The organism is Nostoc sp. CCY 9925, assembly GCF_963920935.1.
In the GTDB taxonomy this organism is placed as follows: Bacteria; Cyanobacteriota; Cyanobacteriia; order Cyanobacteriales; family Nostocaceae; genus Nostoc.
Window position 1 is genome coordinate 25,163 of sequence record NZ_CAWUDO010000044.1, and the last position, 25,390, is coordinate 50,552.

19 protein-coding genes and 1 pseudogene are annotated in these 25,390 nt (G+C 42.2%); 8 read left to right on the top strand and 12 right to left on the bottom strand.

Annotated features, from left to right (window positions below):
* Window positions 1-119: 119 nt before the first annotated feature.
* Window positions 120-6,128: a translocation/assembly module TamB domain-containing protein gene (locus tag ACM0OY_RS21375; protein WP_414570853.1), complete on the top strand. Its 6,009-nt coding sequence runs from the start codon at window positions 120-122 to the stop codon at window positions 6,126-6,128.
* A gap of 132 nt (window positions 6,129-6,260) precedes the next feature.
* Here ACM0OY_RS21375 and ACM0OY_RS21380 read toward each other — a convergent pair whose 3' ends face one another.
* Complete coding sequence (locus ACM0OY_RS21380) at window positions 6,261-7,190, bottom strand: carbohydrate ABC transporter permease (protein WP_414570854.1); 930 nt, start codon at window positions 7,188-7,190, stop codon at window positions 6,261-6,263.
* Between the two features lie 476 nt (window positions 7,191-7,666).
* Here ACM0OY_RS21380 and ACM0OY_RS21385 point away from each other — a divergent pair, with 476 nt between their 5' ends.
* Entirely contained in the window at window positions 7,667-7,810 is a 144-nt protein-coding gene (locus tag ACM0OY_RS21385; RefSeq protein ID WP_414570855.1) for a hypothetical protein, read from the top strand.
* A gap of 595 nt (window positions 7,811-8,405) precedes the next feature.
* On the opposite strand, the gene ACM0OY_RS21390 is transcribed toward ACM0OY_RS21385, so the two are convergent.
* From ACM0OY_RS21390 to ACM0OY_RS21400, 3 genes are all read right to left on the bottom strand, one after another.
* Window positions 8,406-9,386 carry an aldo/keto reductase gene (locus ACM0OY_RS21390; RefSeq protein WP_414570856.1) on the bottom strand — a complete coding sequence of 327 codons (981 nt, stop codon included), beginning with the start codon at window positions 9,384-9,386 and terminating at the stop codon, window positions 8,406-8,408.
* A gap of 102 nt (window positions 9,387-9,488) precedes the next feature.
* Window positions 9,489-9,674, bottom strand: a complete 186-nt coding sequence (gene rpsU, locus ACM0OY_RS21395) for a 30S ribosomal protein S21 (RefSeq protein WP_414570857.1) — start codon at window positions 9,672-9,674, stop codon at window positions 9,489-9,491.
* Between the two features lie 114 nt (window positions 9,675-9,788).
* Window positions 9,789-10,100, bottom strand: a complete 312-nt coding sequence (locus ACM0OY_RS21400) for an RNA recognition motif domain-containing protein (protein ID WP_414570858.1) — start codon at window positions 10,098-10,100, stop codon at window positions 9,789-9,791.
* Between the two features lie 373 nt (window positions 10,101-10,473).
* Here ACM0OY_RS21400 and ilvA point away from each other — a divergent pair, with 373 nt between their 5' ends.
* Complete coding sequence (gene ilvA / locus ACM0OY_RS21405) at window positions 10,474-11,985, top strand: threonine ammonia-lyase, biosynthetic (protein ID WP_414570859.1); 1,512 nt, start codon at window positions 10,474-10,476, stop codon at window positions 11,983-11,985.
* Between the two features lie 111 nt (window positions 11,986-12,096).
* Here the strand turns inward: ilvA and ACM0OY_RS21410 are convergent, their stop codons facing one another.
* The 5 genes and pseudogenes from ACM0OY_RS21410 to ACM0OY_RS21430 form a co-directional block, all read right to left on the bottom strand.
* The gene (locus ACM0OY_RS21410) at window positions 12,097-13,134 is read right to left on the bottom strand and encodes a hypothetical protein (protein ID WP_414570860.1); all 1,038 of its coding nucleotides are present in this window, start codon (window positions 13,132-13,134) and stop codon (window positions 12,097-12,099) included.
* Between the two features lie 10 nt (window positions 13,135-13,144).
* Entirely contained in the window at window positions 13,145-13,390 is a 246-nt protein-coding gene (locus tag ACM0OY_RS21415; RefSeq protein WP_414570861.1) for a hypothetical protein, read from the bottom strand.
* 824 nt (window positions 13,391-14,214) lie between these two features.
* Window positions 14,215-14,505: pseudogene (locus ACM0OY_RS21420) on the bottom strand (Hsp70 family protein); the annotation flags it as partial.
* A gap of 53 nt (window positions 14,506-14,558) precedes the next feature.
* The gene (locus ACM0OY_RS21425; RefSeq protein WP_414570862.1) at window positions 14,559-15,053 is read right to left on the bottom strand and encodes an Hsp20/alpha crystallin family protein; all 495 of its coding nucleotides are present in this window, start codon (window positions 15,051-15,053) and stop codon (window positions 14,559-14,561) included.
* A gap of 356 nt (window positions 15,054-15,409) precedes the next feature.
* Window positions 15,410-16,840, bottom strand: a complete 1,431-nt coding sequence (locus ACM0OY_RS21430; RefSeq protein ID WP_414570863.1) for an energy transducer TonB — start codon at window positions 16,838-16,840, stop codon at window positions 15,410-15,412.
* A gap of 488 nt (window positions 16,841-17,328) precedes the next feature.
* Here ACM0OY_RS21430 and ACM0OY_RS21435 point away from each other — a divergent pair, with 488 nt between their 5' ends.
* Together ACM0OY_RS21435 and ACM0OY_RS21440 are read left to right on the top strand one after the other, a co-directional pair.
* Complete coding sequence (locus ACM0OY_RS21435; protein WP_414570864.1) at window positions 17,329-17,985, top strand: MotA/TolQ/ExbB proton channel family protein; 657 nt, start codon at window positions 17,329-17,331, stop codon at window positions 17,983-17,985.
* Entirely contained in the window at window positions 17,969-18,373 is a 405-nt protein-coding gene (locus ACM0OY_RS21440; protein ID WP_414570865.1) for an ExbD/TolR family protein, read from the top strand. Before ACM0OY_RS21435 ends, ACM0OY_RS21440 begins: the two co-directional genes overlap by 17 nt.
* A 64-nt stretch (window positions 18,374-18,437) precedes the next feature.
* Here ACM0OY_RS21440 and ACM0OY_RS21445 read toward each other — a convergent pair whose 3' ends face one another.
* The 3 genes from ACM0OY_RS21445 to ACM0OY_RS21455 all read right to left on the bottom strand — a co-directional run bounded on the left by ACM0OY_RS21445 (window position 18,438) and on the right by ACM0OY_RS21455 (window position 20,415).
* Window positions 18,438-19,184 (bottom strand): thioesterase II family protein, encoded by a 747-nt coding sequence (locus tag ACM0OY_RS21445; RefSeq protein WP_414570866.1) that lies wholly within the window; start codon window positions 19,182-19,184, stop codon window positions 18,438-18,440.
* A gap of 557 nt (window positions 19,185-19,741) precedes the next feature.
* Complete coding sequence (locus ACM0OY_RS21450; RefSeq protein ID WP_414570867.1) at window positions 19,742-19,939, bottom strand: hypothetical protein; 198 nt, start codon at window positions 19,937-19,939, stop codon at window positions 19,742-19,744.
* Between the two features lie 17 nt (window positions 19,940-19,956).
* Entirely contained in the window at window positions 19,957-20,415 is a 459-nt protein-coding gene (locus ACM0OY_RS21455) for a globin domain-containing protein (RefSeq protein WP_414570868.1), read from the bottom strand.
* Window positions 20,416-20,608: 193 nt separating this feature from the next.
* Here ACM0OY_RS21455 and ACM0OY_RS21460 point away from each other — a divergent pair, with 193 nt between their 5' ends.
* From ACM0OY_RS21460 to ACM0OY_RS21470, 3 genes are all read left to right on the top strand, one after another.
* Window positions 20,609-22,045, top strand: coding sequence for a carotenoid oxygenase family protein (locus tag ACM0OY_RS21460; protein WP_414570869.1), 1,437 nt, complete (start codon window positions 20,609-20,611; stop codon window positions 22,043-22,045).
* Window positions 22,046-22,297: 252 nt separating this feature from the next.
* Entirely contained in the window at window positions 22,298-23,527 is a 1,230-nt protein-coding gene (locus ACM0OY_RS21465) for a DUF4336 domain-containing protein (RefSeq protein ID WP_414570870.1), read from the top strand.
* A gap of 167 nt (window positions 23,528-23,694) precedes the next feature.
* A complete protein-coding gene (locus tag ACM0OY_RS21470) occupies window positions 23,695-25,302 on the top strand; it encodes a B12-binding domain-containing radical SAM protein (RefSeq protein WP_414570871.1) in 1,608 nt (535 codons plus the stop codon).
* The last annotated feature ends 88 nt before the right edge of the window (window positions 25,303-25,390 follow it).

Consider the following 25,390-nt stretch of genomic DNA (forward strand, 5'->3'; position numbering starts at 1 on the left):
CTTAACCCATGAGGTCTTGGGTTTAGTTAACGTATCCTGGAAATGGCATACTGAATCAATGTGCCAGTTAATGCTTGTGTGTCCTCGCTGCATCCGGCAATTAATACAGTGATAAGGAAATGACTAAATCTCCCAATCAAGATCGTTACTCCCCTTCCCCTATTTATAAGCGTCTGTGGTTGCTGGTATTGAGTCGCGGTGGCATTGCTTTGGGGGGAATTTTGCTGATTGGAATTGTCGGTGGTATTTGGCGGTTGTGGATTTTTGTCCAAAAAGAGTTAACGCCCTTGGCACAACAAAGTTTGACTACAACACTCAACCGTCCAGTCCAACTCGGAAAAGTCACACAATTTTCCTTGACGGGAGTGGAGTTTGGTGCATCAGCTATCCCTGCGACACCCACAGATCCAGATCGAGCCACAGTTGAAGCTGTGGAGGTGACTTTTGACCTCTTACAGTTAATTTTTAACCGCCACCTGAAGCTAGATGTCACCTTAGTCAATCCAGATATTTACATTGAACAGGATGACCAAGGGCGCTGGGTTGCCACTAACATCGCATCCTCAGGTGAAGCCGGCGTTATTAAAACTGATTTAGACAAGCTGCGGTTTCGCAATGCCAAGCTGGCTTTAATGCCGCAGAATAGGGATGGGGAGCAGGGGAGCAGAGGAGCAGAGGAGCAGAGGAGCAGAGGGGTAGAGGGGCAGGGGGGCAGAGGGGAAACTTCTAAGTCAGAACTCAGCGCTCAGAACTCTCCCGTATCATTTTCCCAACTCAACGGATCTGCTCAACTCTTAGCAAACAACCAGTTGATCGAGTTGGAAGTCGGGGGTCAAGCAGACAATGGTGGTAGTATTTCGATTCAGGGACAGACGCGTTCTAAGGTATTAGCAGGGAATTTACGGTTGCGAGTACAAGATTTCCTGGCTGCGGATATTACTCGCCTAATTGAGTTGCCAGTTAATTTACAAGCGGGTCGAGTCAATGGTGACTTGTTGGTGCAATTGACACCAAAACAGCCGACTTTATTGTTTGGCAGTGCTGCTGTACAAGGGGTAACGGTTGAATTGCCGAAAGTGCCGCAACTGTTGAGCAATAGCCAAGGAAACCTCCGCTTCCAGGGAACCCAATTGCAGTTAGATGATGTTACTAGTAACTATGGCAAAATTCCCCTGATAGCTAGGGGAATCATTGACACTCAAGCAGGGTTCAACTTGGCAGCGCGTGTAAATGCGGTGAGTTTGGCGAATGCACTAAGTACTCTCAAGGTAAAACTACCTGTCCCGGTAGCTGGACAAATACAAGCAGATTTGCAGATTACTGGATCGACTAAAGAACCAATTCTCTCAGGCAAAGTTACCACGATCCAAACTGCCCGGATTGATAAACTGGACTTTAATAGTATTAGTAGTAAATTTGAGCTTGTTACTAGTTCTTCTTTAATTACTCTCAAAGATATTCAAGGGTTCGCAAAAGTCGGTGGTCAGATTACAGGCGGTGGCACAATTGCAATTGGTAAAAATCCGCGACTGGATTTGAATTTCGCTGCTTCGAATGTTCCAGGGGATGCGATCGCTAAAGTTTACGAAACAACACCCAATTTCCAAATTGGTAATCTCTTTGCTACAGCCCAACTATTCGGGGCTGCTACCAATGTCCAAACTGTGGTAAAATTTCAAGCCCCCAACGGAACTTATCCCGGAACTGGCGAAGTGGCGTTCTCCTCTGGAGTTGCCGCAGGCATCGCTCCAAACCGTACCGTCTCTTTCCGCAATGTAGCTCTGAATGTAGGTGGTGGTAAAGTCCGGGCAACTGGTAGTTACGCCAATGAGCGTTGGCAAGCTGTTGCTGTGGCCTCTGGGGTGCAGGTGCAACGTTTTGTAGATGCAAATCAACTGCAAAATGTCTCTTTGGCAGGCGCACAGTTCAATGGCCGTCTCATCCTCTCAGGCAGCACAGCACCATTTGAAATTGCTACAATTCGCACTCAGGGTGCAGGAGTGACAATTGGTGGCGGCACAGTTGCAGTTTCTAATATACGACTCCAAGACCAAAATTTCTCTGCTCAACTTGTAGCTAATAATGTGCGTTTGGGACAAATATTGAAACAGTCTCCGCCAGCATTAAATAATCCTTTGGCGGGTACGTTCCAAATCGCAGGCAACAGAGATAATTTCAGCCTGAAAACTCTCCGTGGCAGTGGTGAAGGTCGTCTTGCCATTGGCGGTGGTACAGTTACAGCCAAAAATATCCAACTTGTTAATGGTTTATATCAGGCGCAAGTCCAAGCAAAGAATGTGCCTGTGCAGCAGTTGGCAGCAGTACCAAAGCAGTTTCAAGGTGCATTAACTGGTCAAGTGGATGTGGCAGGTTCTGTCGAGTCTTTCCAACTGCAAGCCATCCAAGCCAGCGGTCAAGCACGGATAAATGTTGGGCGGGGAACAATCACAGCCTCTAGTATCCAACTTGTTAATGGCGCATATCAGGCGCAAATCCAGGCCAAGAATGTACCTGTGCGGCAGTTGGCAGCAGTACCACCGCAGTTTCAAGGAGCCTTAACTGGTCAGTTCAACGTCGCCGGATTAGTTGATTCTTTTGAACCAAAAGCAATTCAAGCCAACGGTCAGGCGCTGATAAATGTTGGCGGTGGGACGATCGCAGCTTCTAATATCCAAGTCGGTAATGGTCTATACCAGACACAAGTTCAGGCAAATAACGTACCGTTGCAGCAGTTGGCAGCAGTACCACCGCAGTTTCGAGGAACGTTAACTGGTCAAGTCAACGTGGCGGGGTCTGTTGAGTCATTCCAACCACAAACAATCCAAGCCGTTGGTCAGGGACGAATAAATCTTGCAGGTGGAACGATCGCAGCTTCTAATATTCAACTAGCCAATGGTCGCTATCAAGGAATTATTGATGCTTCCGGTGTGGAACTAAATCGGTTAAATCAGCAATTGCGGGGTCAATTTGGCGGCAAGTTGCAATTAGCTGGCACACTGGCGTCGTCTCAATTAGCTGATGTACGTGCTGCTGGACAGGTGCAATTATCCCAAGGTATTCCTGGGTTTGAGCGACCACTGACAGCTGCGATCGCTTGGAATGGTCAAAGGCTGACCATTGAGCAAGCAACTGCCCCTGGTTTAAATGTTACTGGTAACATATTAGCCAATGCCAAACAACCAGGGATACCGGAAATTACTGCCCTAAATCTCAACGTCCAAGCCGAGAATTACGACTTAAAACAGTTACCAATCAATCTTCCAAATCAGGTTGCGGTAGCGGGGAGAGTCGATTTTAACGGACAAATTACTGGCAAGCTACCTTTGCCAAATGTAGTCGGGCAAATTAATTTACGAGACTTTGTTGTTCAAGATATTGCTTTTGAGCCGCTGTTAACTGGGAATATTAACTCAGGACAGGGACGTGGGTTGAATTTAAATTTGGCAGGAAATAGGGATCGCTTTGCTTTTAATTTAGATGCCAATAATCGCCCGAAATCCTTTTTAGTAAAATGGCAGGAAGCATCGGCATCAGGTAATGTTCAAGGAAATGATTGGACACTTAAAGTCGCAAACTTCCCCTTACAAATATTGAATTTGACTCCGCCAGCAATTACTCGCTTGGGTACTGGAAAAATAACTGGATTGTTAACAGGGGATTTGCTGTTTAATCAGCAGACATTTGCAACAACCGGAAATTTAGCGATCGCCAACCCAGAAATTGGCCGGGTAAAAGGCGATCGTTTAGCAGCTCAATTCCGTTACAGCAATGGTAAAGCTACACTTACTAGTAGCCAATTTATCAAAGGTAACAGTAGTTATGCTGCTGTTGGTACTTTTGCTCAAACTCCTCAAGGGCCACAACTACAAGGTAGACTCAATGTCAACCAGGGCAAAATTGAAGATGTTCTCGCTGTAGCACAGGTATTTGATTTACAGGATTTGCAAGGTGGTTCAGACCAAAGCTACGGCACAGCAGCGGATCTGACCACGAGTTCCCAAGGCTGGCCAAGTCAGCCGTTATTGACCCAACTCCAGCGATTTTCTGAAATTGAAGCCTTGGTAGCAGAAGAGGAACAACAGCGACTCGATTCCAGTCCCATACCAGATTTAGCTGACTTAAAAGGCACTTTCAACGGAGAAGTGGCTCTAAATACAGGCGACAGCAATGGATTGGCAGTGCAATTTAATTTGAATGGAGAAAACTTTGCCTGGGGTAAAAAGGAAGAACGCAGTCGTTATTATACTGCCGAAAAATTGATTGCCGAAGGCAACTTTGAAAACGGTGTTTTGAGTTTGCGACCTTTAAGAATCGAGTCTCAGAACAGGCTGATTGCCTTCACAGGTAATATTGGCGGTGATGAACAATCTGGTCAGTTGCGGGTGAATAATTTTCCGGTACAAGTATTGAATAATTTTGTCAAATTGCCAGTTGGCATTACAGGTAATGTCAACGCCACAGCAGCTTTAGCAGGCAGTATTGCTAATCCTCAAGCCAGAGGGGAATTGCAAATCACAGAAGGAACACTAAATCAGAACCCAATACAGTTAGCAACGGCAAGTTTCAGCTATGCCAACGGACGCTTAAACTTTGGTAGTACTGTTGCAGTTACCGGGCCACAACCTGTGGATATTACTGGTAGCATACCTTATAAATTACCTTTTGCAACGGTGGCACCAGACAGCGACCAAATCAGTTTGGATATGAAGTTAGAAAACGAAGGATTAGGACTGTTAAACGCATTGACTAATCAAGTGGTGTTTGAGAAAGGTGAAGGACAAGTAGACCTGAAGGTGCGCGGAACATTGCAACAACCAGAGGTAGATGGAATTGCCACTGTTAACAATGCTACTTTTTCAGCCCAAGCTTTGCCGGGTAAGCTCAGACGTGTTACAGGTAAAGTGCTATTTAATTTTGACCGCATCTTAGTAGAAAATCTTCAGGGTAGATTTAGCCGAGGGAAGGTGGAAGTTGCTGGAGAAATTCCTATCTTTAATAATGAAAAAGTGACTATCAACAATCCTCTGACGATTAATCTCGAACAGTTAGCACTGAATCTCAAAGGACTTTACCAAGGAGGCGCTAGCGGTAATTTGCAGATTACTGGTTCTGCCCTCAACCCTCTAATAGGCGGTAGAGTAGATTTATTTGACGGTCAGGTATTGCTGGCAGAATCTACTGACACCACTACATCTGCAAATGATAGTGGTCTTGGTTTATCATCCACAAAAGCCAATAAGCAGAATCAAGCGCAAATTGGCAATGGGATGGGAAATGCATCGGCTCAACCCTTGCCGTTAGGCATCGCCAGATTTAATAATCTAGATTTAGAACTAGGTAAAAACGTCCAAATTACACGTCCACCTATTCTTAGCTTCCGCGCCAGTGGTAATCTCATAGTCAACGGCTCAATCAATCAGCCGGTACCCGACGGTACCATCCAATTAGAAAAAGGTGGTGTAAATTTATTTACTACTCAATTTAACCTTGTTCGTGGCTATAAACACACTGCAACTTTTAGCCCCTCCCAACCCCGCGATCCTAACTTGGATATTCGGCTATTTGCTAAGGTACTAGACGTAACTCAAAATAATGATTTCACCCGAATAAATTCCACAGGTTTATCAGCCTTAGAAAGTGTTCGAGTTGAAGCTACTATTAACGGTCTCGCCAGCAAACTAAATGAAAATTTAGAACTCACAAGCAGTCCGTCACGTAGCCAAACCGAAATTGTCGCTCTTTTAGGAGGTGGGTTTGTAGACACCCAAGGACGTGCCGACAGCACTTTAGGTCTAATTAACATCGCAGGCTCAGCTGTGTTTAACAATTTTCAGTCAACTTTTAACCAAATTGGTAGTACCTTTGGGTTAAGTGAACTGCGGATATTTCCTACCATTATTTCTGAGAATCCTGAAGCCGGAAGGAGCAATTCAACTTTGGAATTAGCAGCCGAAGCCGGAGTTGATATTACTTCTAAAATATCCGTTTCTAGCATCAAAATTTTAACAACAAACGATCCCTTTCAATGGGGTGTTAATTACCGGATAAATGACGAATTTCGTGTCCGTGCTTCCACTAATTTAACCGATGATAGTCGTGCAGTAGTAGAATATCAAACACGGTTTTAAGCAAGTATTCCTATTACCTATTATCTGCTAGGCTGAAATTTATCGAAGTATTTAGCTTCTAGAAGTTTCATTAGCCTTTCAAGCGAAACTGATACATAAAATTTGTATTGTGTAATCAAGCATTGACTCATATCAGACACTAATATTCTCTCCTCCCTGATGATTAACTGCTAACCGCAAAATTGACAGCCCTAAAATTATCAAAAATAGGACTAGTCCAATTGTGCAAGCATAACTAATTTCCAAATTATTGAAGGCTTGTTCATACAGATAGTAAACAATCGTTTTCGAGCTATTGAGTGGGCCTCCTTGAGTCATAATGTATACTTCTTCAAAGACTTTAGTGGCAGAAATAGCTGAAATGACTGCAACTAAAGCTAGATACGGCTTCATCAAAGGTATGGTAATATCCCAATGTTTCCTAATACCATCAGAGCCATCAATTGCTGCGGCTTCGTAGACATCACTAGGAATTGATTGTAATCCTGCTAAATAAATCACCATGTAGTAGCCTAGCCCCTTCCATACAGTAACCGCCATAACGCTGGCAAGGGAAATTGGTATAATGCCAAAAACTTTAGCTGAGCTAGTTAGCCAAGGAATACCTTCTGAAATAATACCCAAAGCTTTAAAGAACTGGTTGAGTAATCCATTTTCTGCATATAACCATTTCCAAGCTATCCCCGCAACTACCATCGAAATTACTACTGGTGTGTAGTATGCAGACCTAAACCAATTCATCCCTCGTAGTTTTTGATTTACCAAAATTGCTAGCCCCAAGGGAGCAATTACCAAAATTGGTACCACACCCACAAGATATAAAAAAGTGTTTTCCAGTGTTTTCCAAAAAACTGCATCTTTCCAAAGCTTGAGAAAGTTGTTAAGACCTATCCATTGTGGCGGTTGGGCAATATCTTCGTAGCTGGTAAAGCTGAGGTAAAAAGCTTGCAGTGCAGGCCAAAAGACGGTTAAACCCAAAATAATCAAGGCAGGTAGTAAAAACAAATAAGGAGTCAGTCGCTGTTTGATTAATATCCAACTTTTAAGTGTCAATTGATTCATCAGAGGTTTAATAGTTGTTTTTGCTTTGTGAGAATTTGTCAGAACTAAGATTTGGAAATGTAAGTCTATTTAAACTTCAATATTTTAAAGGTATACGTTTACTTACGTCAGCAAAAATATTCGTAGACATCCCCAATCAATAGTTCTAAAATAAACTGCAATGGAAACTTAGCACAATAGGTAAATTGAACATTTTAATGTTCCCACAAATCATCGTGGAATAGATAATTTTTTGTATAGTTCAGATGATGGACACGCCACCACCGAGGTGAGTATAACTCATGAACGTTTATCTTCTTTCGTTTAAGATTAGTCGAAAACAAGAGGGGCGGCAATTAATTTATCGATAACTTTTTGGTATTAAACAAATGTTAGCATTTGTTTGTCAATGATACGTAAATATGGTCGCCTGCAAACAACGTGCCAACTTTGTCGCCAAACTTGCTAGAGTCTTCGGACATAGATAGTTAAGTTAAATGTCTAATCTTGTGCGTGAACATCTATCTTGTCCGCGTTTGGTTCTGGGTGAATTGGAGTTGCATTTAACTACGGCAAAGACAGTCATGAATATGAGATGGCGGATGGCATCTGTAAAAGCGTTCGCATGGAACAAAGCTTAGTCAGCAGCTTAAAATCTGCTAAAAATCAAGTATCTAATAACAATACTCAAAGGACATAAATAAGTAAGCAAGAATAGCTCATGAATTCTTACTCAAACTTCAGGCTACATACAAAAAGTCCGCTTTCGCGGACTGTGGACATTGGATAAGGTTAAGTTGTCACCAAGAGTGTCTACAAGATGTTAGACTCAATATTCATTCTTTCTTAATTAACGTGAAAAATCAAGTTTATCCACCAAAAAATTAAGACATAAACCCTGGATTTATGTCTTTTTTAAAACTATAAAAACTTAGATTTAAAGCTCAATCGCTTATATAGGAACGATCTTTGATTATTACAGAAGCTAGATACAACTCAAAAAGACTGCTTCCTAGTTACTTATTTGCTTAAGCAAATAATTTCAGAAATCAAACAGAATTCCTATATATGATAAATTTACAAGCTTTTTCATCTATTTTAACTGCATCTATTGTGAGCAATATTTTTTTTCAGCGTGGTTGAATTACTGAAAATAGCTGTAATCATCTATTAAAAGATGCCATTGCTCATAAATATAAATTTTGAGCAAATCATACAGATTAATATTCAAAAATTTCACTTAGTCTGAAAAACATTTTGCACCATTTTTTTGTCTGCACTCGCCGCTGCTTTATCTAAGTCTGCAATTTCACCTGCATCTAGTTGCCAACCCAACGCACTAATATTTTCTCTAGCTTGTTCCACAGTCTTTGCTCCAGGGATGGGAATGGTTCCTTTACAGATGCACCAGTTAATTGCTACCTGTGACATAGTTTTGTTTCTAGACTGTGCCACTTCTTGCAAACATGCTAAAAGCGATCGCACTCCTGGTAAAATCTGTCTAAACAGTAGACCTCGGATACCTCTGGGAAAAGAACCTGCAACAGAGTATTTTCCTGTCAACAGCCCCAAAGCCAGAGGACTGTAAGCAATCAATTTGATTCCTAACTCATCACAAGCATCTTTGAGTTGGAGTTGGGTAACAGGATATGTAGACAGCAGAGAATATTGAACTTGCAGAGTACTAATTGGAACGCCTCGCTGGGCAAACTTTTTTTGCACTTGCTTGAGACGTTTCGGGCCGTAATTGGATAATCCTACTCCCTTAACCAACCCTTGTTCATAAACATCGGCCAGACCATCCAACAGCCGCCCCTCTTGCCAGGGAGCATAGTTCGCTGTAGACCAATGCATTTGTACTAGATCGACATTTCTTCCCAGACGTTGAGCAGATGACTGGCAAGCCCTGACCATTGACTGGCGTGTCCATCTCCACGGGTAAGCAGCAAGCTTAGTCGCAATACAAATATTTTCTTGATTGGAACCTACATATTCTCGGTTGAATCTTCCCAATAGTAGCTCACTTCGACCATTCAATCTCCCAGTTCCGTAAGAATCACCTGTATCAAATAAAGTTACACCGTTGCTGACACAAAGGTTAAAGACGGCTTGCAACTGGTCATCCATGCTTTCGTCATATCCCCAAAGCAATTGGTTGCCCCAGGCCCAAGTCCCACAGCCCATGTTTGGGAGATAGAGTTTTTGGAGAGTCTGCATTTTTGCTCTCTGTAAATTGCCTTAATAATTATCAGGCAATTCATTGAGACTCGGCTAAAACACATTCCAATCTATTAACAAAGCGATCGCACCAACTTATAATCAATTATGGAAACTTTTACGCTGCTTATGCTTAGCGATCGCTAAGCATTTACGCTTTTGCAGAGCCGTTTCAAAGTGACGGTGCTTCCTGATATCTGGAAAAATTCCGGACTTAGAGACTTCTCGCTTAAATCTACGTAACGCTGATTCGATCCCTTCATTTTCGCCTACGATGATTTGGGTCATAGTATATTCCTACTAAGTTTGCTCAATGAATGTGCTTGGTCAGCAGGAACGCAAAAAAAAGCAGACGCCTTGTCTGCCCTCAAGATCTGAGAGTTAAATCATTGGTCGGAGACCTTAATAGCGTCGGGAGTATCCACCACCACCACTATTGTTTCCTCGTCTACCACCAGAAGAACCTCCATCTGTCTTAGGTCTAGCTTTATTAACTTTTAAGCTCCGACCCATCCACTCAGCACTATCAAGGGCTTCAATGGCTGCTGCTTCTTCAGCGTCTGATTCCATTTGTACAAAACCAAAACCTCTTACCCTTCCTGTTTCTCGGTCAATAGGCAATTGAATATCCTTTACAGTTCCATATTCTGAAAATACTTGTCTGAGGTCATCTTCTTTAACCTCATAAGATAGATTACCAACATAAATTGACATAAAATGTCTCCAGAAGCATGGGAGTGTAGAGATTTGTATCCGGAGAGGTCTGTAATACAAGTATATATAAAAACAAACTACACAGCCGAATTCAATCTTCCTTTGACACTTTAACATAAATTTAAAGGTGAATGTTCTTAAGCAACACTTACGTATAGGGCATTGGGCATTGGGCATTGGGCATTGGGCATTGGGCATTGGGCATTGGGCATTGGTTATTCTTTCTCCCCCTGCCCCCCTGCCTCTCCACACTCCCTCATCCCCACACTCCCCACACTTACTTCCCCATCTCCTGTGTTCCCCACTCCCCTCACAGGTACATCTGTAGCGTAAAATTAATCTCCATCTGGTATTTGCTAACCCGTTGACGCCCATGTATTGTGACTACCTCATCCAAATCCTGACTGCCCGTGTATATGATGTTGCTCAGGAAACACCACTAGAATATGCCCCAAATCTGTCTGCACGGCTGAATAATCAACTCCTGCTGAAACGTGAGGATATGCAGTCAGTATTTTCCTTTAAATTGCGGGGTGCTTATAACAAGATGGTGCAACTGCCGCCAGATATATTGGCACAGGGTGTAATCGCTGCGTCTGCGGGGAACCATGCTCAGGGGGTCGCCTTGGCAGCTAACCGTCTGGGAACGAGAGCAATTATCGTCATGCCGATAACCACACCCCAAGTTAAGGTAGATGCGGTTAGAAGTAGGGGCGGAGTAGTTGTATTACATGGAAATACTTACGACGATGCTTATGCTTATGCTCGTCAATTAGAAGCTGAAAAAGGGTTGACCTTTATTCATCCTTTTGACGATCCCCATGTGATTGCTGGACAGGGAACAATCGGGATGGAAATTTTACGGCAATATCAGCAGCCCATCCATGCAATTTTTGTAGCCATTGGTGGGGGCGGATTAATTTCTGGAATTGGAGCTTATGTGAAACGGTTGTGTCCGGAAATTAAAGTCATTGGTGTTGAACCAGTGGATGCTGATGCTATGTCTCAATCTTTAAAAGCGGGACATCGGGTGCGCTTGTCCCAAGTGGGGTTATTTGCCGATGGGGTAGCGGTACGGGAAGTAGGTGAAGAAACCTTCCGTTTGTGTCAGCAGTATGTAGATGAGATTATTTTAGTGGATACTGATGATACTTGTGCAGCGATTAAAGACGTGTTTGAAGATACGCGATCGATTTTAGAGCCAGCTGGTGCATTGGCGATCGCAGCTGCCAAAGCCTACGCAGAACGAGAAAAAATCGAGGGACAAACCTTAATTGCTGTAGCTTGCGGTGCAAATATGAACTTTGATCGCCTGCGATTTGTGGCAGAACGGGCAGAGTTTGGCGAACGCCGCGAAGCGATCTTTGCAGTTACAATTCCTGAGGAGCGGGGCAGTCTGCGTCAATTTTGTGAACTGATTGGCAAGCGCAATCTCACCGAGTTTAATTATCGCATTGCCGATGCCAAAACAGCCCATATTTTTGTCGGCGTGCAAATTCAAAACCGTGCTGATGCTTCAAAGATGGTAGAAACCTTTGAAGCTCACGGATTTGAAACCCTAGATTTAACAGACGACGAACTCACTAAATTACATCTGCGCCACATGGTGGGTGGGCACTCTCCCCTTGCTCACAATGAATTGCTCTACCGTTTTGAGTTTCCCGAACGTCCTGGTGCATTGATGAAGTTTGTTGGTTCCATGAGTCCCGACTGGAATATCAGTCTTTTTCACTACCGCAACAACGGTGCAGACTACGGCCGAATCGTTGTCGGTATCCAGGTTCCTCCCCACGAAATGGAAGAGTGGCAAGCGTTTCTGGATACCCTTGGCTATCGGTATTGGGATGAAAACAAGAATCCTGCATACAAGCTGTTTTTGGGGTAAGTGGGGAGTATGGAGTCACAAGTGAGGAGTCAGAAGTGAGAAGTTAAGAGTGCTGAGTTAGCAGTGAGGAGTTATTCTCCCCCTGCCTCCCCTGCCCCTCTGCCCCAATCCCTAATTCCGATAACTACCTTGCAATATCATATTGGAGTCCCAGGTGTACAAGCCAATTTGCTCAGGAACCTTAGAGAATCTGCCTGTCCGATAGCCTCTAGATAATTCATTCAGCACCTTATTTTTGATCTCTCGAAGTTCCTGAGAAGTTATTTCTCCGTAAATTCCGGCGATTACTTCAGCAACGGTGAAAACTTTACCTGGATTTTGTTCAAAAAGAGAAGTGAGGGCATCAATTAAGAATTGACCTTCAAAGGCTTTGAGCATTGGTACTGTTTTTGGATTCGGAGCTATGAAAGGTTTCTTCTTTTTGTTTTTGATACTCTTAGAAGCACCATTGCCATTTTTTGGGGCGACTAAACTTAAGTCCAGAGTATAACAACCTGGTTCTTCGGGAATAATTACCCAGTAATTCCTTTCTCTGCCTTGGGTGAGGGAAGATTGAACTCTACCTTTAACTACTCTAAACAGATTAGAATCTAATTCTCCATAAAGCGATCGCACGATGAAATCAATATGACACACAGTACCTGCTTGCTCTTGCAATAGCTGTTTTATTGCTTCCATTCGAGACAGAGATTGATACTTGGACAGCATGGGGATTTCCGGTACCTTGGCTGAGTTATCGTTGTTCTCTGGAGGTGTCTCTATATCTGGGGTTGTAGTTGGAAGTTGAGTTGCTTTTGTATCAACAGCACCAGAATTATCTATTTCAATGTCGTCTGAATCTGTAAGTTCTGAATCTATAGACTCAACCAAGTTGATTTGCGAGATATCATCATGGGCTGATAAAAACCGCAGAGACGCTTCTGAGGAAGAATTTGAGGTTTCATCAACTGCTTTGAGTCTTGATATCTGCTTATTACCATCAGAAAAAGACCAGGTAGATAACAACGCTTCTACATGATCGAGTTGCGATCGCGCCTGCACGAATAGGCGTTCATACTCTTCTGTGAGGCGAGCATAATAGTCTCGTAATTCCAAAAGTGGCGAGACAAATGTGCCTGGAGGTGGTTCTAATTGTCCTTTTGAATTCATAATGGTTCAATCAATTTAAATCAGTGTCACTTGTGTAAGACATTGGCCTGGGTTTAGCTTTGCGAGATGCTGGTTGGGATTTCTTCGGCGGTTGGGGAGGGCGACATCTCTCACAATATAAAGGTCGGGGCCCATAAGTCTCACGCTTTGTCACATCGTTACACTCTTTACAGACAAACTGGAAAACACGAGTGTGAATCTGCCTTTTGTGGGCCCTGACAGTATATTCCTTAACATCAATCAATTTACTTGCCATAATTAGCAATCTTGAATTTCCTTCGTATCAATGTCCTATCAATATAGCTATTCAAGCAAATCAAACTGCATCAGTGTGTGTTTATGTAGAACTTTTATTCAAATCAGTGAATTTGATGCCTAGGAAAAGGTACGAATATTGCTTAGCAGCAAATTTAGAGTTAGCCTTGACTATCCCCTGAACATACACTTGGTGATGAGCAAACACTATCACCATTCCTATAGTGCTTGATTTGAAAAACAATTCCTACTGCCTATAACTAGCTGATTTTGCCTGACGTGATGCACTTGCGATGCAGAATATGTAGTCTTCAACTAAAGTATAATCCGTCTGAACAATGCTAGTGCTGTAAATCAACCACTAGATAATCAGGTAATCTCGCCAACAAACGGCAAGCACGGACTCGTTTGGTTTGATAAGACTAGTCTTCCACAACAGTGTCTTAAAGGCCTCTTGGAGCTGCTTGAACAAACTGTAGAAATCTTACCAAAGTATTCGCACCTGAATTTTATTCGTAGAGATATAGACACAGGAGATTTTTGTAGGTTTCATCAGGTAAATTTAGATAGATTGACAAATCAAGTGATTAACAGTGTATCTAAATTGCCCATCTCATTTATAACCCTTCTTCCTTCTAGTAGAGAAATATTAATCGACAAAGCCATTCCTGTATAACAAACAACCGCCTCCTCAAAATAAGAAGGCGGTGATTATCGTTTGTCAAGCCATGAGCAAAGGTGTAATACCTGTGAATATTTAGTAGTCAATTTCCTTGCCTGTGCGTCAAAGTGTAGTAGTTGCCTTTATTTTTGGTTGAGAGAACATTACTTGTTCTCAACAAAATCGGCATCAATCACATCTTCAGTGCCTTGACCTTGTTGTTCGCTACTTGTTCTACTTGCTGCTTGAGCGTAGACAGCGCTACCCATTTGCATTAAGGCTTGCTGTAACTCACTAGATAAAGATTTAATGCGATCGCTATTATCTTGGTTAATAGCCTGCCGTAAATCATTTACTAGTGCTTCAATGCGAGAGCGGCCGCTTGCACTCACCTTATCACCCAAGTCTTGCAGCTGTTTCTCGGCTTGATATATTGAAGATTTCGGATTTTTTGACAGGAATGGTAGTATTGCGGGTAATAATCTTGGTCATTACGCAGTCCCTAAAATCAACCAATATTAACTTTGACGGCTTTGCCTTTTTCTGATTCGGCTTTTGGCAAAGTTAAGTGGAGAACACCATTTTTGTATTCAGCTTGCACTTTGTCGTTTTGAACTTGGGAAGGTAACGGAATTACTCGATGGAATTTGCCATAACGGAACTCAGAGCGAGTGACGCCGTTTTCTTCAGTCCTAGTTTCAGTCTTACGCTCACCACTAATCGAAATTGATTCGGGAGTGGCTTCTAGGTTTATATCTTTCGCCTCTAAACCAGGTACTTCTAGTCTTAATTTGATGGCATCATCAGTTTCTTCTATTTCTGCGGCAGGAATAAAGGTGAATCCAGTTCTTTCACCACCATCACCGGGTATTAATCTATCAAACAAGCGATTCATTTGCCGCTGTAAGGTGTCGATTTCTCGGAATGGTTCCCAACGTTCACTATCCCGGAATGGCTGTAAGCGTTCGATATCCCGCAATGGGTCCCAACGAATGAGTGCCATAACTATCACCTCTAAGATGAACTATCTAGTCTTAGGAGGCTCAATATCAAGCTTTTTAGCCTGCAAACAACTGATATGATACGTTTGTTAAGCAATCCTCAAATTCCACTAAGCTCAATCTCAAGCTTCCTACTTATGAGGCTAGATCAACATTCAAGTTGAGTAGGTTCGGTTTTATAGTTATGAGCGATCGCAATAACCGTACCTTTTAGCAGTTCACAAAAAATCCGACTTACCCATCAGCAACAAAAAATAAAAAGTTGTTAGTAGTCAATGGTAATCAGAAAAACACTGAATCAATGACAACTAACAACTAAATGACAAAACGATTTTATATCGCAGCCAGTTTTCTAGCTCTACTGTTGGCTGGGTGCAGCAGGTTGCGATTGAGGTTGGCGTAAACGGCGCAAAGAGTTCCGCAACTTATTTTGGCTTGTATTTTCTCTCCGCCGCCGTCGATTTGTGCTTGCTTGTGGCTTTTGTGATGAATTAGTAGTTGTTCGTTCACTGCGGATGCGCCGTAGAGTTTCTCTAGCACTTCCTTGAGAGTTAGTTGTCCTCCTTTGGGATGATGAGCTTGCGCTAGTAGTTTCCACTCTCTGACGACGCAGCCGCCGATTAATTCCAGATTCTGCTGCTCTTGTAGCTGTAGCTTCATTAGTTGACGGTGTAAATTCTCGCCGCCTACGTCTTGAAGTTCCCTCTGTGGTATTGGAGTTGGATGCTGTGGCTTGCTGGGTTTTCTCTTGTGTTTCTCTTTTTCTTTCTTGTTGGTATTGACGGTATCGCTGTGAATCTTCTTTAAAAGCCGCAGAGTTGACTCGCACCCCTTGTCTACCACCTTGTGCTGGGTTGAATTTCCACTCACGCGCTTGTCTCAAGTGTTCTTCATCCAATTCACGGTTTCCACTAGATTTGGCTATCCGCACATTAACAACGTTACCTTTTTCGTCAGTATCAAAAGCCAAACCTGTACGCCCTTCGATGCCTCGCCGTTTAAATGATTCTGGATATTTAAAATCACATTTGCGGCAAGCTGCACGACCATTACTATTACCTGTACTATTACCTGAATTGTTTATTTTTGGAGGTGTGGGGACTGTTGGCGCTACTGCTACTGGACGGTTTACTGGTTCATTACCAATTCCACTGCCAGTGCCACTACCAATTCCACTGCCAATACCGCTACCAATGCCGCTACCAGTACCAGTACCAGTTCCACTGCCAATGCCACCGCCGGTGCCAGTGCCAGTTCCTCCGCCAGGGCCAGTTCCGGTGCTTGTACCGACAGCGATACCACTACCGGAACCTAAACCAACACCAGAGCCTCCACCGCCTCCACCACCATCAGATGAACTTGCTTTAGAATCTTCAGATGAAGCTGTTCGTGCAATGGGAGCAGATTTCACAGGAACTTGTCGTGTATTTGGCAGCGTATTTGTTGGCTGTGGTTTCTGAGCGACTGTTGTAATTTGTTCAAATTGCTGCTGAATTTTTTCTACTGGTGGAGTTTCTATAGGTTGTTTTTGTACAATCTGTGGTTCTTTTTTTGGTTCTTCTGGAATTTCTTCAAGTGGCTTTTCTGGTTCCGTAGTCGGAGAATCAACGATCGCCACCTCTATTGATTCATCATTCTCTTCAGGCATTCTTGTTAAATAGTTACCTATACCTGAGGACAATACACCGATATGCAGCACCAGTGAGCCTATTAGACTGTAAGCCAGAAAAGACTTGAGAGCTACAACTTCTTTAGAACGTTGCTCGACATTAATGCTAGAAAATGTCATAGCTATTGCTACCTATTCTCACTAATTTAGTCATCTTAGAATGCAAGGTTACAAATATCAAGTAAAAAATTAAAGTTATTTGGGGTACTGTTACGTAACCCCGACATTAGTGACAACATCTTCAAAAACTCTCAATATCACAGTTTCTAAATAAAATAAATTTTTGTTTTAATTAAATTAACTTATACAAAGTGAGCAAATTATCTACATAAATTACAAAAAAACATGACTTTGGATAAGTTATTAAACTGGAAATAAAGTAAAATTTATTACAATTACTGAGAGTTAAATTTGAAGGGGAAGCTTGAATTGTCATTACTTCTCCTTTATTTTTGTGTAATAAATTCTGCACCAGTACTTATATCTAAGTCCTGAGAATTTCATTTGAAAAAATTATCATTGTATTTTAAATTTTATTGAGAAAAAGTTTCAGCTTTTCTCTAGATTCTGCTAGTCTTACTGTGTATTGTTGATGACGTTTAGAGAAAATGGGAATTCAGAATTTGTTTGCAGCAGGCGGTGTGGTCATGTGGCCGCTGCTGGGGTTTTCGGTGTTGGGTGTGGCGCTGATCATTGAGCGTATTAGGTTTTGGGTAAAGATTAACAAGCGTCAAAACCGCGTGGTGCGAGATGTTTTGCATCTCTATCGCCTCGATAATATCGTCGGTGCAATGGATAAACTCCGGCAAAATGCAGATTTGCCACTCGCCCGGATTTTTCTTGCAGCTTTAGAATTAGAAGAGCCAAATCCAGAAGAATTTCGTTTGGCATTGGAAAGCGAAGCGCAGGCTGAAATCCCAGTACTCAAACGCTTCCAAAATTTTTTCGAGACAATTATTAGTTTGGCGCCACTGTTGGGTCTTTTGGGTACAGTGTTAGGATTGATCACCTCTTTTGCCTCTTTAAATCTTGGTGACGTAGGAGGTAGCAAAACGGCAGGTGTTACCTCTGGGATTAGTGAAGCGTTGGTATCTACAGCGTCAGGATTGATTGTTGCGATCTTCATACTGTTGTTTGCCAATACTTTCCGGGGGTTGTACCAGCGGCAAATCGCACTAATTCAGGAGTATGGTGGACAGCTAGAATTACTCTACCGCCGTCGTTATGAAAGAGGAGGAGAAAAGACCTATGCGGCTACAAGATGAACCAGATTTGCCAGCACAGATTAATATTGTGCCGATGATTGACGTGATTTTTGCAATTTTGACATTTTTTATCATGTCAACTCTGTTTTTAACGCGTTCAGAAGGCTTGCCTGTAAATTTACCAAAGGCAGCCACGGCAAAACAACAGCAAGTTCCCTCCAAAATTACCATCACGGTAAATGAACAAGGAGTAGTAAGCTTGAACAAAAAACAAGTTGCAGTTGATGATTTGACACAGCAAGTGCGGGGTTTAATTGGTTCTAACTCAGAAATGTTAGTGATTATTAATGCTGATGAAAAAGTTGGTCACGGTAAAGTAGTGGCTGTGATGGATCGGGTACGTGAGGTTCCGGGGGCAAAATTAGCGATCGCTACTCAAAGGCGATAGAAAAAGGGAGCAGGGGGAGCAGGGGAGGCAGGGGAGGCAGGGGGAGAATAATAACTCCTAACTTCTAGCTCCTAACTCCCAATTCTTGAGATATAAGTTTAAGTAATGAATTTTGATTAGAGTGTATAAAAAAGTGGTCGCCGTCAAACATTTGTAAAGAGAAAGTAGACATTGCCTGCTCTCGCCATGCTTGCAGAGCTTCATGGCTAACTTCTTTGTCTTGCCAACCACCAAATATAGTAATGGGACAGTCTAGTGGCTGTTGTGGAGTGTGAGTGTAAGTTTCTAGAACTGCGAAATCTGCCCGCAAAACCGGGAGGAAGATTTGCATCAGTTCTGGATTTTCGAGTACTGCTTTGGGTGTACCGTTGAGAGTGCGTAGTTCTTCGAGTAACTCTGCGTCTGGTAAGACGTGGATGGGTGGTTTTGTGGCCGGGATTTGTGGGGCGCGGCGAGCAGAGATGAAAAGATGAAACGGTTTAAAATTATACTCCAAGCGTAGTAGACGAGTTAACTCGAAGCTAACCAATGCACCCATACTGTGCCCGAAAAAGGCGAATGGTTTGTCTAAATATGGTATCAGAGATGGAGCGATCGCTTTTACAAGAGTTTCCAATCGCGCGATCGGTGCTGACTTCATTTGTCTTCCTCGTCCGGGATATTCCACAGCACAGACTTCAACATTACGAGGTAGGCTATTAGGCCATGTGCGAAAAATCATGGAGCTACCACCAGCATAAGGGAAGCAGAATAAACGCAGATTTGCTTGAGGATTTGGTTGAGGACAGTTAATCCAAGAATTGAACGTCATTTTTCTACTAGTAATTTATTGTTTATAGTAGTCATTCATGAGAAAGTGAAATCTTTCTTACATACAGGCTGTTGACTGCCATATCTAGTTAAATAACAGCTAATACTGATATTTTTTACAACTGAAATAAAATTGGTATATAGTTTTTTGTATATTGATTATACCAAATAAAAATATGAATATAACTTTTACACAAGTCATGATTTCCAAATAATTTATTAGCTAATTTTCGAGTAGATTGCTATTGTGAAAAAGTAATGATTATCTGAATATCCAATTTTATGATAGTAAATGAATCTTTAATTACAAAATTTATGATCGCTGTAACTATTAAACTGGGCAGAAGAAATTACAGCTGGATCTGAAGGGAATTATACACCTGTTGGTAAACGTGCTGCCGCGATCGCTTACGCTTATGCGATCGTTAACACGTACGCTATTGCCTACGAGCTCGCTTATGGTATTGGTTATGCTCATACTCAAGCTAAGACCTATGAGAAAGTCTACGCTAATGCCAGTGCGATCGCAAATACTTACATTGACATTTCTTTCAACTCCTACCACAAAATCTCCCACATTCGTGAAGCGTGTATTAACGCTAACAACAGTAACTTGATTAAAGATGCGATCGCCAACACAATCTCACACTTTAGACATTTAGAAAGATAGCGCGGATGTTGTTGCCTCCAAACAATTGATGTACATAAATTTGTAGGGTAGCACAGCTGTGCTACCTTACGTTGTACTGTTGTCATGACACAAATTTTTGTAGTTAGGAATAGACAAACTGTTGTTTTTCCTCTTCTACATATATATCCTGTTCTCTATTAATAAAAACCTCAGATAATGCCTGATAAGCTTCAGTCCAGGCTGTCATCACTTCTTCTGTAGCTGCTTCTCCTAAAACATCTTTCATCGCTTGCAATAAACTTTCTCCAACAATAGGATATTGTTCTGGTGTCACATGGGTCTGCACGTGACGATGGGCAATCTTTTCTACCATCAATTTTAAAGCAGGTAAGTTATCAATTTGATTAGCATAACTATAAACTGCTGTAGCTAATCTCGAAGGCTGAGAACCATCTGCTTGAGCAGACATATCAAATTGTTCTCTGATTTCTGGATGGTTTTGAAACATAATTTCATACATCCGAGTTGTAATTTGCTGGCCGTTTTTTTTCAAGACAGGTGCTGTAGATTTAACGATATCTATTGTTTGTTGGCTAATCATAGTTTTTTCAACCACTTAGAATATTCATTGACTTCAATTTAGTGGTTATTTCTAGCAGTTACTATGAGCTAGCTCATATATAGCAAAATTCAGAAGTCAGCCATTAGGAGTATGAATTTAGCCTAACCAACCAATACACAACAATGTAGAATGCAGCTGTGTAGATTAATAATTTGTTAGATGTGAATTTAAGATGCACACAATTACTGAAAAGTCAACAAAAAGAGCTTGGGCAGGTGCGATCGCCAAACCAGCAACAGAATTCCCCCCTACCCAATTGCCAATTCTCTCTGGGAAAGTCCCAGATGGCTTGCGTGGTAGTCTTTATCGCAATGGCCCGGCGCGGCTAGAACGCGGTGGTATGCGCGTGGGACACTGGTTTGATGGAGATGGCGCGATTCTTGGCGTGCATTTCACCGATGCAGGGGTGACGGGAGTTTATCGCTACGTGCAAACAGCAGAATATCAAGCTGAAAGTAAAGCAGATAAATTCCTTTATGGTGTTTATGGTATGCATACGCCGGGGCCGATTTGGAAGCGGTGGAATCAGCAAATCAAGAATGCAGCTAATACTTCAGTGTTGGCTTTACCGGATAAACTGTTGGCTTTGTGGGAAGCAACTCAGCCTTATGCCCTTGATTTAGAAACTTTAGAAACAAAGGGATTAGATGATTTGGGTGGTTTGGATAATGGATTACCTTATTCTGCTCATTACAAACGCGATCCACACACAGACGAAATTTATAATTTTGGCATCAGTTTAGGAAGTTCTGTACAACTGAATCTCTATAAAAGCGATGCATCTGGCAAAATTATTCAAAAATCTGCTTTCAAATTAGACCGCTATTCAATAATACATGATTTTGTTTTAACTCAAAAGTATTTGGTGTTTTTTATGCCACCAATACGGATGAAAATGCTGCCATTTCTACTAGGTTTAACTACTTTTAGTGACTCTTTATCATGGGAACCGCAGTTAGCAACTCAGGTGTTAATTTTTGACAGGGAAAACTTATCTTTAGTGAGTCGTGGTGAAACCGATCCTTGGTTTAATTGGCATTTCGGTAATGGCTATGAAAATCAAGATGGTTCGGTGATTTTGGATATGGTGAGATATTCAGATTTTCAACAAAGTAATGAATATCTCAGAGAATTTGCAACTGGTGAGACGCACACAGTTTCGAGAGGAACATTATGGCAAGTGCATCTCAATCCTCAAACTGCCAAAGTGACAGCAACCCACAAAGTTATCAACCGCGTTTGTGAGTTTCCTGTAGTGCCGCGATTACAAGTTGGGCAACCTTGGCGTTATACTTATGTGGCATTGCTTCCACAAAGAATGAATCCAGGTCAAGAATGGTTGAGTTCGATCGCTCGTTTTGATTACAAAACTGAAACTCTCACCGAAGTAGACTTAGGAGAAAATATTTATACCTCTGAACCCATCCACGCCCAAGATAGCCAAAACGCCGAACGAGGTTGGGTATTAATCGTAGTTTATGATGGCAATTCTGATAAAAGTGAAGTTTGGATATTTGATAGCGATCGCCTAGATGCAGAACCAGTTTGTAAACTAGGATTACCTAGCGTGATTCCTCACAGTTTCCACGGTACTTGGAACCCATCTTAACATATGGATTTTCTCAGAATATGAAGATGACGATAGCGCTTTAATTTTATCCTCTATTGAATTTCAAATTTCTCTATCAGATATTTACGATAAAGTTGACTTTGACATTAAAGAATAATCTTATTGTGCTTTCTGGGTCATTATCATTAGCCATTAAGGACAAATGACAGCTAATAAAAAATATTTCACAAATTATTTAGAACTGCTATATCCTATTAAAATTTGAGCAGGGAATTTTAAGGGGGTCACAGAGTGGCTGATGAACGCATAGTCAATGCAGAACAGATTCATCCAAGGGACTTTTCCTGGCGATTATGGCCTGTTGTGCCACTCTACCCATATGGTAGGCGGCGGACAATCCGCAAAGAAGTCCTGAAGGATACAATCTGGAATTTTGACCAACTTCAGGGCATTTTTTACGTTGTTGTACCGATTCGCATGACTGTGGTTAAGCTACAAGCAGGCGGTCTTTTGGTTTATGCCCCTGTTGCGCCTACCCTAGAGTGCATCCGGCTTGTCAATGAGTTGGTGGCTGAACATGGTAATGTGAAGTACATCATCCTGCCAACTGTCTCCGGTTTAGAACACAAGGTTTTCGTTGGTCCCTTCGCCAGATACTTCCCGACTGCACAGGTATTTGTAGCCCCGAATCAATGGAGTTTCCCGCTAAATCTCCCCCTTAGTTGGCTTGGCTTACCTGCAAAACGCACTCAGCTACTTCCAGAAGATACCAGCAAAACACCCTTTGCTGATGAGTTTGATTATGCCATGCTTGGCCCCATCTACCTTGGGACTGGTCGGTTTGCGGAAGTTGCTTTTTTTCACAAGCGATCACATTCTTTGTTGGTAACAGATTCAGTACTTTCGATTCCAGAAGATCCGCCTGCGATCGTCCAATTAGATCCATATCCGTTGCTATTCCATGCCAAGGATAATGCCTGTGACATTGTTGCAGACATTCAAGCTAATCGCCGCAAAGGATGGCAGCGCATCTGTTTGTTCGCTTTATACTTTCAACCAAGCGGTTTAGAAATCCGCCCTTGGGGTAAGGTGTTCCAAGATGCCCTCAAAGCACCAGAACGCTCAAAAAAAGCTTATTTTGGATTGTATCCCTTTAAATGGCAGAGTGATTGGGAGCGATCGTTTGATGCCTTACGGGGTAATGGTCGATTGTTCGTAGCACCAATTTTACAGACGCTAATTCTCAACCGCGCACCCAAAGAAACCATCCATTGGGCTGATAAAGTTGCAAGTTGGAACTTCGAGTGGATTATTCCTTGCCACTTTGATGCACCGATTAAAGCCCAGCCATATCAGTTTCGTCAAGCTTTCTCTTTCTTAGAAAAGCAGCCTGCTTTCAGCGCAGGTTTGTTTAACAGTAACAGCTATCCCTTACCAGAAGAGGATTTTAAAACACTTAAGGAAATCGACGCAAGTTTAAATAAATTTAGCATCGTCCCGCCAGCAAAAGAGAAAGTGTAGGAAAAAAGCCAAAATAGTTCCGAGTTGAGAGTAAAGAATTCCCCACTTCCAACTCACCACTCGCCGTCTAATATCAGTGGTAAACTAAAACAACTTTCATAAAAAGTCAATAAGTCTTTATTTTCGTTAGAGTTGGGATAATAATCAAAGTGTGAGGATTGATACTAATGCGAGTATTGCTGGTGTATCCAATATTTCCCAAAACCTTTTGGTCATATGAAAAAATTTTGGAATTAGTCGATCGCAAGGTTTTATTACCACCTCTGGGTTTAGTAACAGTAGCAGCAATTCTGCCCCAAGAATGGGAATTTAAGCTAGTAGATCGCAACATTCGTCCAGTCACAGAAGAAGAGTGGACGTGGGCAGATGTAGTCATATTTTCGGCGATGATTGTCCAAAAACAAGATTTACTCGACCAAATTCAAGAAGCAAAGCAGCGTGGCAAGTTGGTTGCAGTCGGCGGCCCTTACCCGACTTCTGTACCTCACGAAGTCCAAAACGTGGGTGCAGATTTCCTGATTTTGGATGAAGGCGAAATCACTTTGCCGATGTTTATTGAGGCAATTCAACGGGGAGAAACTTCTGGAACTTTCCGCGCCACAGAAAAACCAGATGTCACAAGTACACCAATACCCCGCTTTGATTTATTAGAATTGGATGCCTATGACATGATGTCCGTGCAGTTTTCGCGCGGGTGTCCTTTTCAGTGTGAATTTTGTGACATCATTGTTCTCTACGGTCGCAAACCACGTACCAAAACCCCAGCCCAACTTTTAGCAGAGTTAGATTACCTCTATGAACTGGGTTGGCGGCGGGGTGTGTTCATGGTGGATGATAACTTCATTGGCAACAAACGCAATGTGAAATTGTTGCTTAAAGAGTTAAAAGTCTGGATGGCAGAACATCAATATCCCTTCCGCTTCGACACTGAAGCTTCAATTGACTTAGCACAAGATCCAGAATTGTTAGAGTTGATGGTTGAATCAGGTTTTGCTGCGGTGTTTTTGGGCATTGAAACACCAGATGAAGACAGTTTGCAAATGACCAAAAAATTCCAAAATACTCGCAACTCTTTAACTGATGCCGTGCAAACCATCATCAAAGCTGGATTGCGTCCGATGGCTGGGTTTATTATTGGATTTGATGGCGAAAAAGCAGGTGCAGGCGATCGCATTGTCCGCTTTGCAGAAGAAGCAGCAATTCCCTCTACTACCTTTGCCATGTTGCAAGCGTTACCCAATACCGCCCTTTGGCATCGCCTGAAAAAAGAAGGACGACTCCGGGAAAATCAAGATACCAAGATTGCCAACATCAACCAAACAACATTGATGAACTTTCTTCCCACCCGTCCCTTAGAAGAACTTGCCAGAGAATATATTGAAGCATTTTGTACTTTGTATGACCCAGTACAATACTTAGATCGCACCTACCGCTGTTTCTTGATGATGGGTTTACCCAGTTGGAAAGCACCAGCCAAAATGCCAGAGTGGGTAGTTATCAAAGCCTTATTCATTGTGATTTGGCGACAAGGAATCAAACGCGAAACCCGTTGGAAATTCTGGCATCATTTATTTAGCATTCTCAAACGTAACCCCGGAGTTTTTGACCATTACCTCTCCGCTTGTGCCCACAACGAACACTTTCTAGAATATCGCCAAATTGTCCGCGATCAAATTGAAAGTCAGCTAGCAGAATATCTAGCGCAGGGTGCAGAAAAGCCCTATGTGCTAGTGAAGGAAAAAGTAGAGGAAAAAGCTGAAGCGGCAGTCAGTTAAATGTAGTAACAGTTAATAGGTAAAAGTGAAAAAATTACTTATTAGCTGTTACCAAAACCAGTATGCTATTCAAATCCCTGCTATAAGT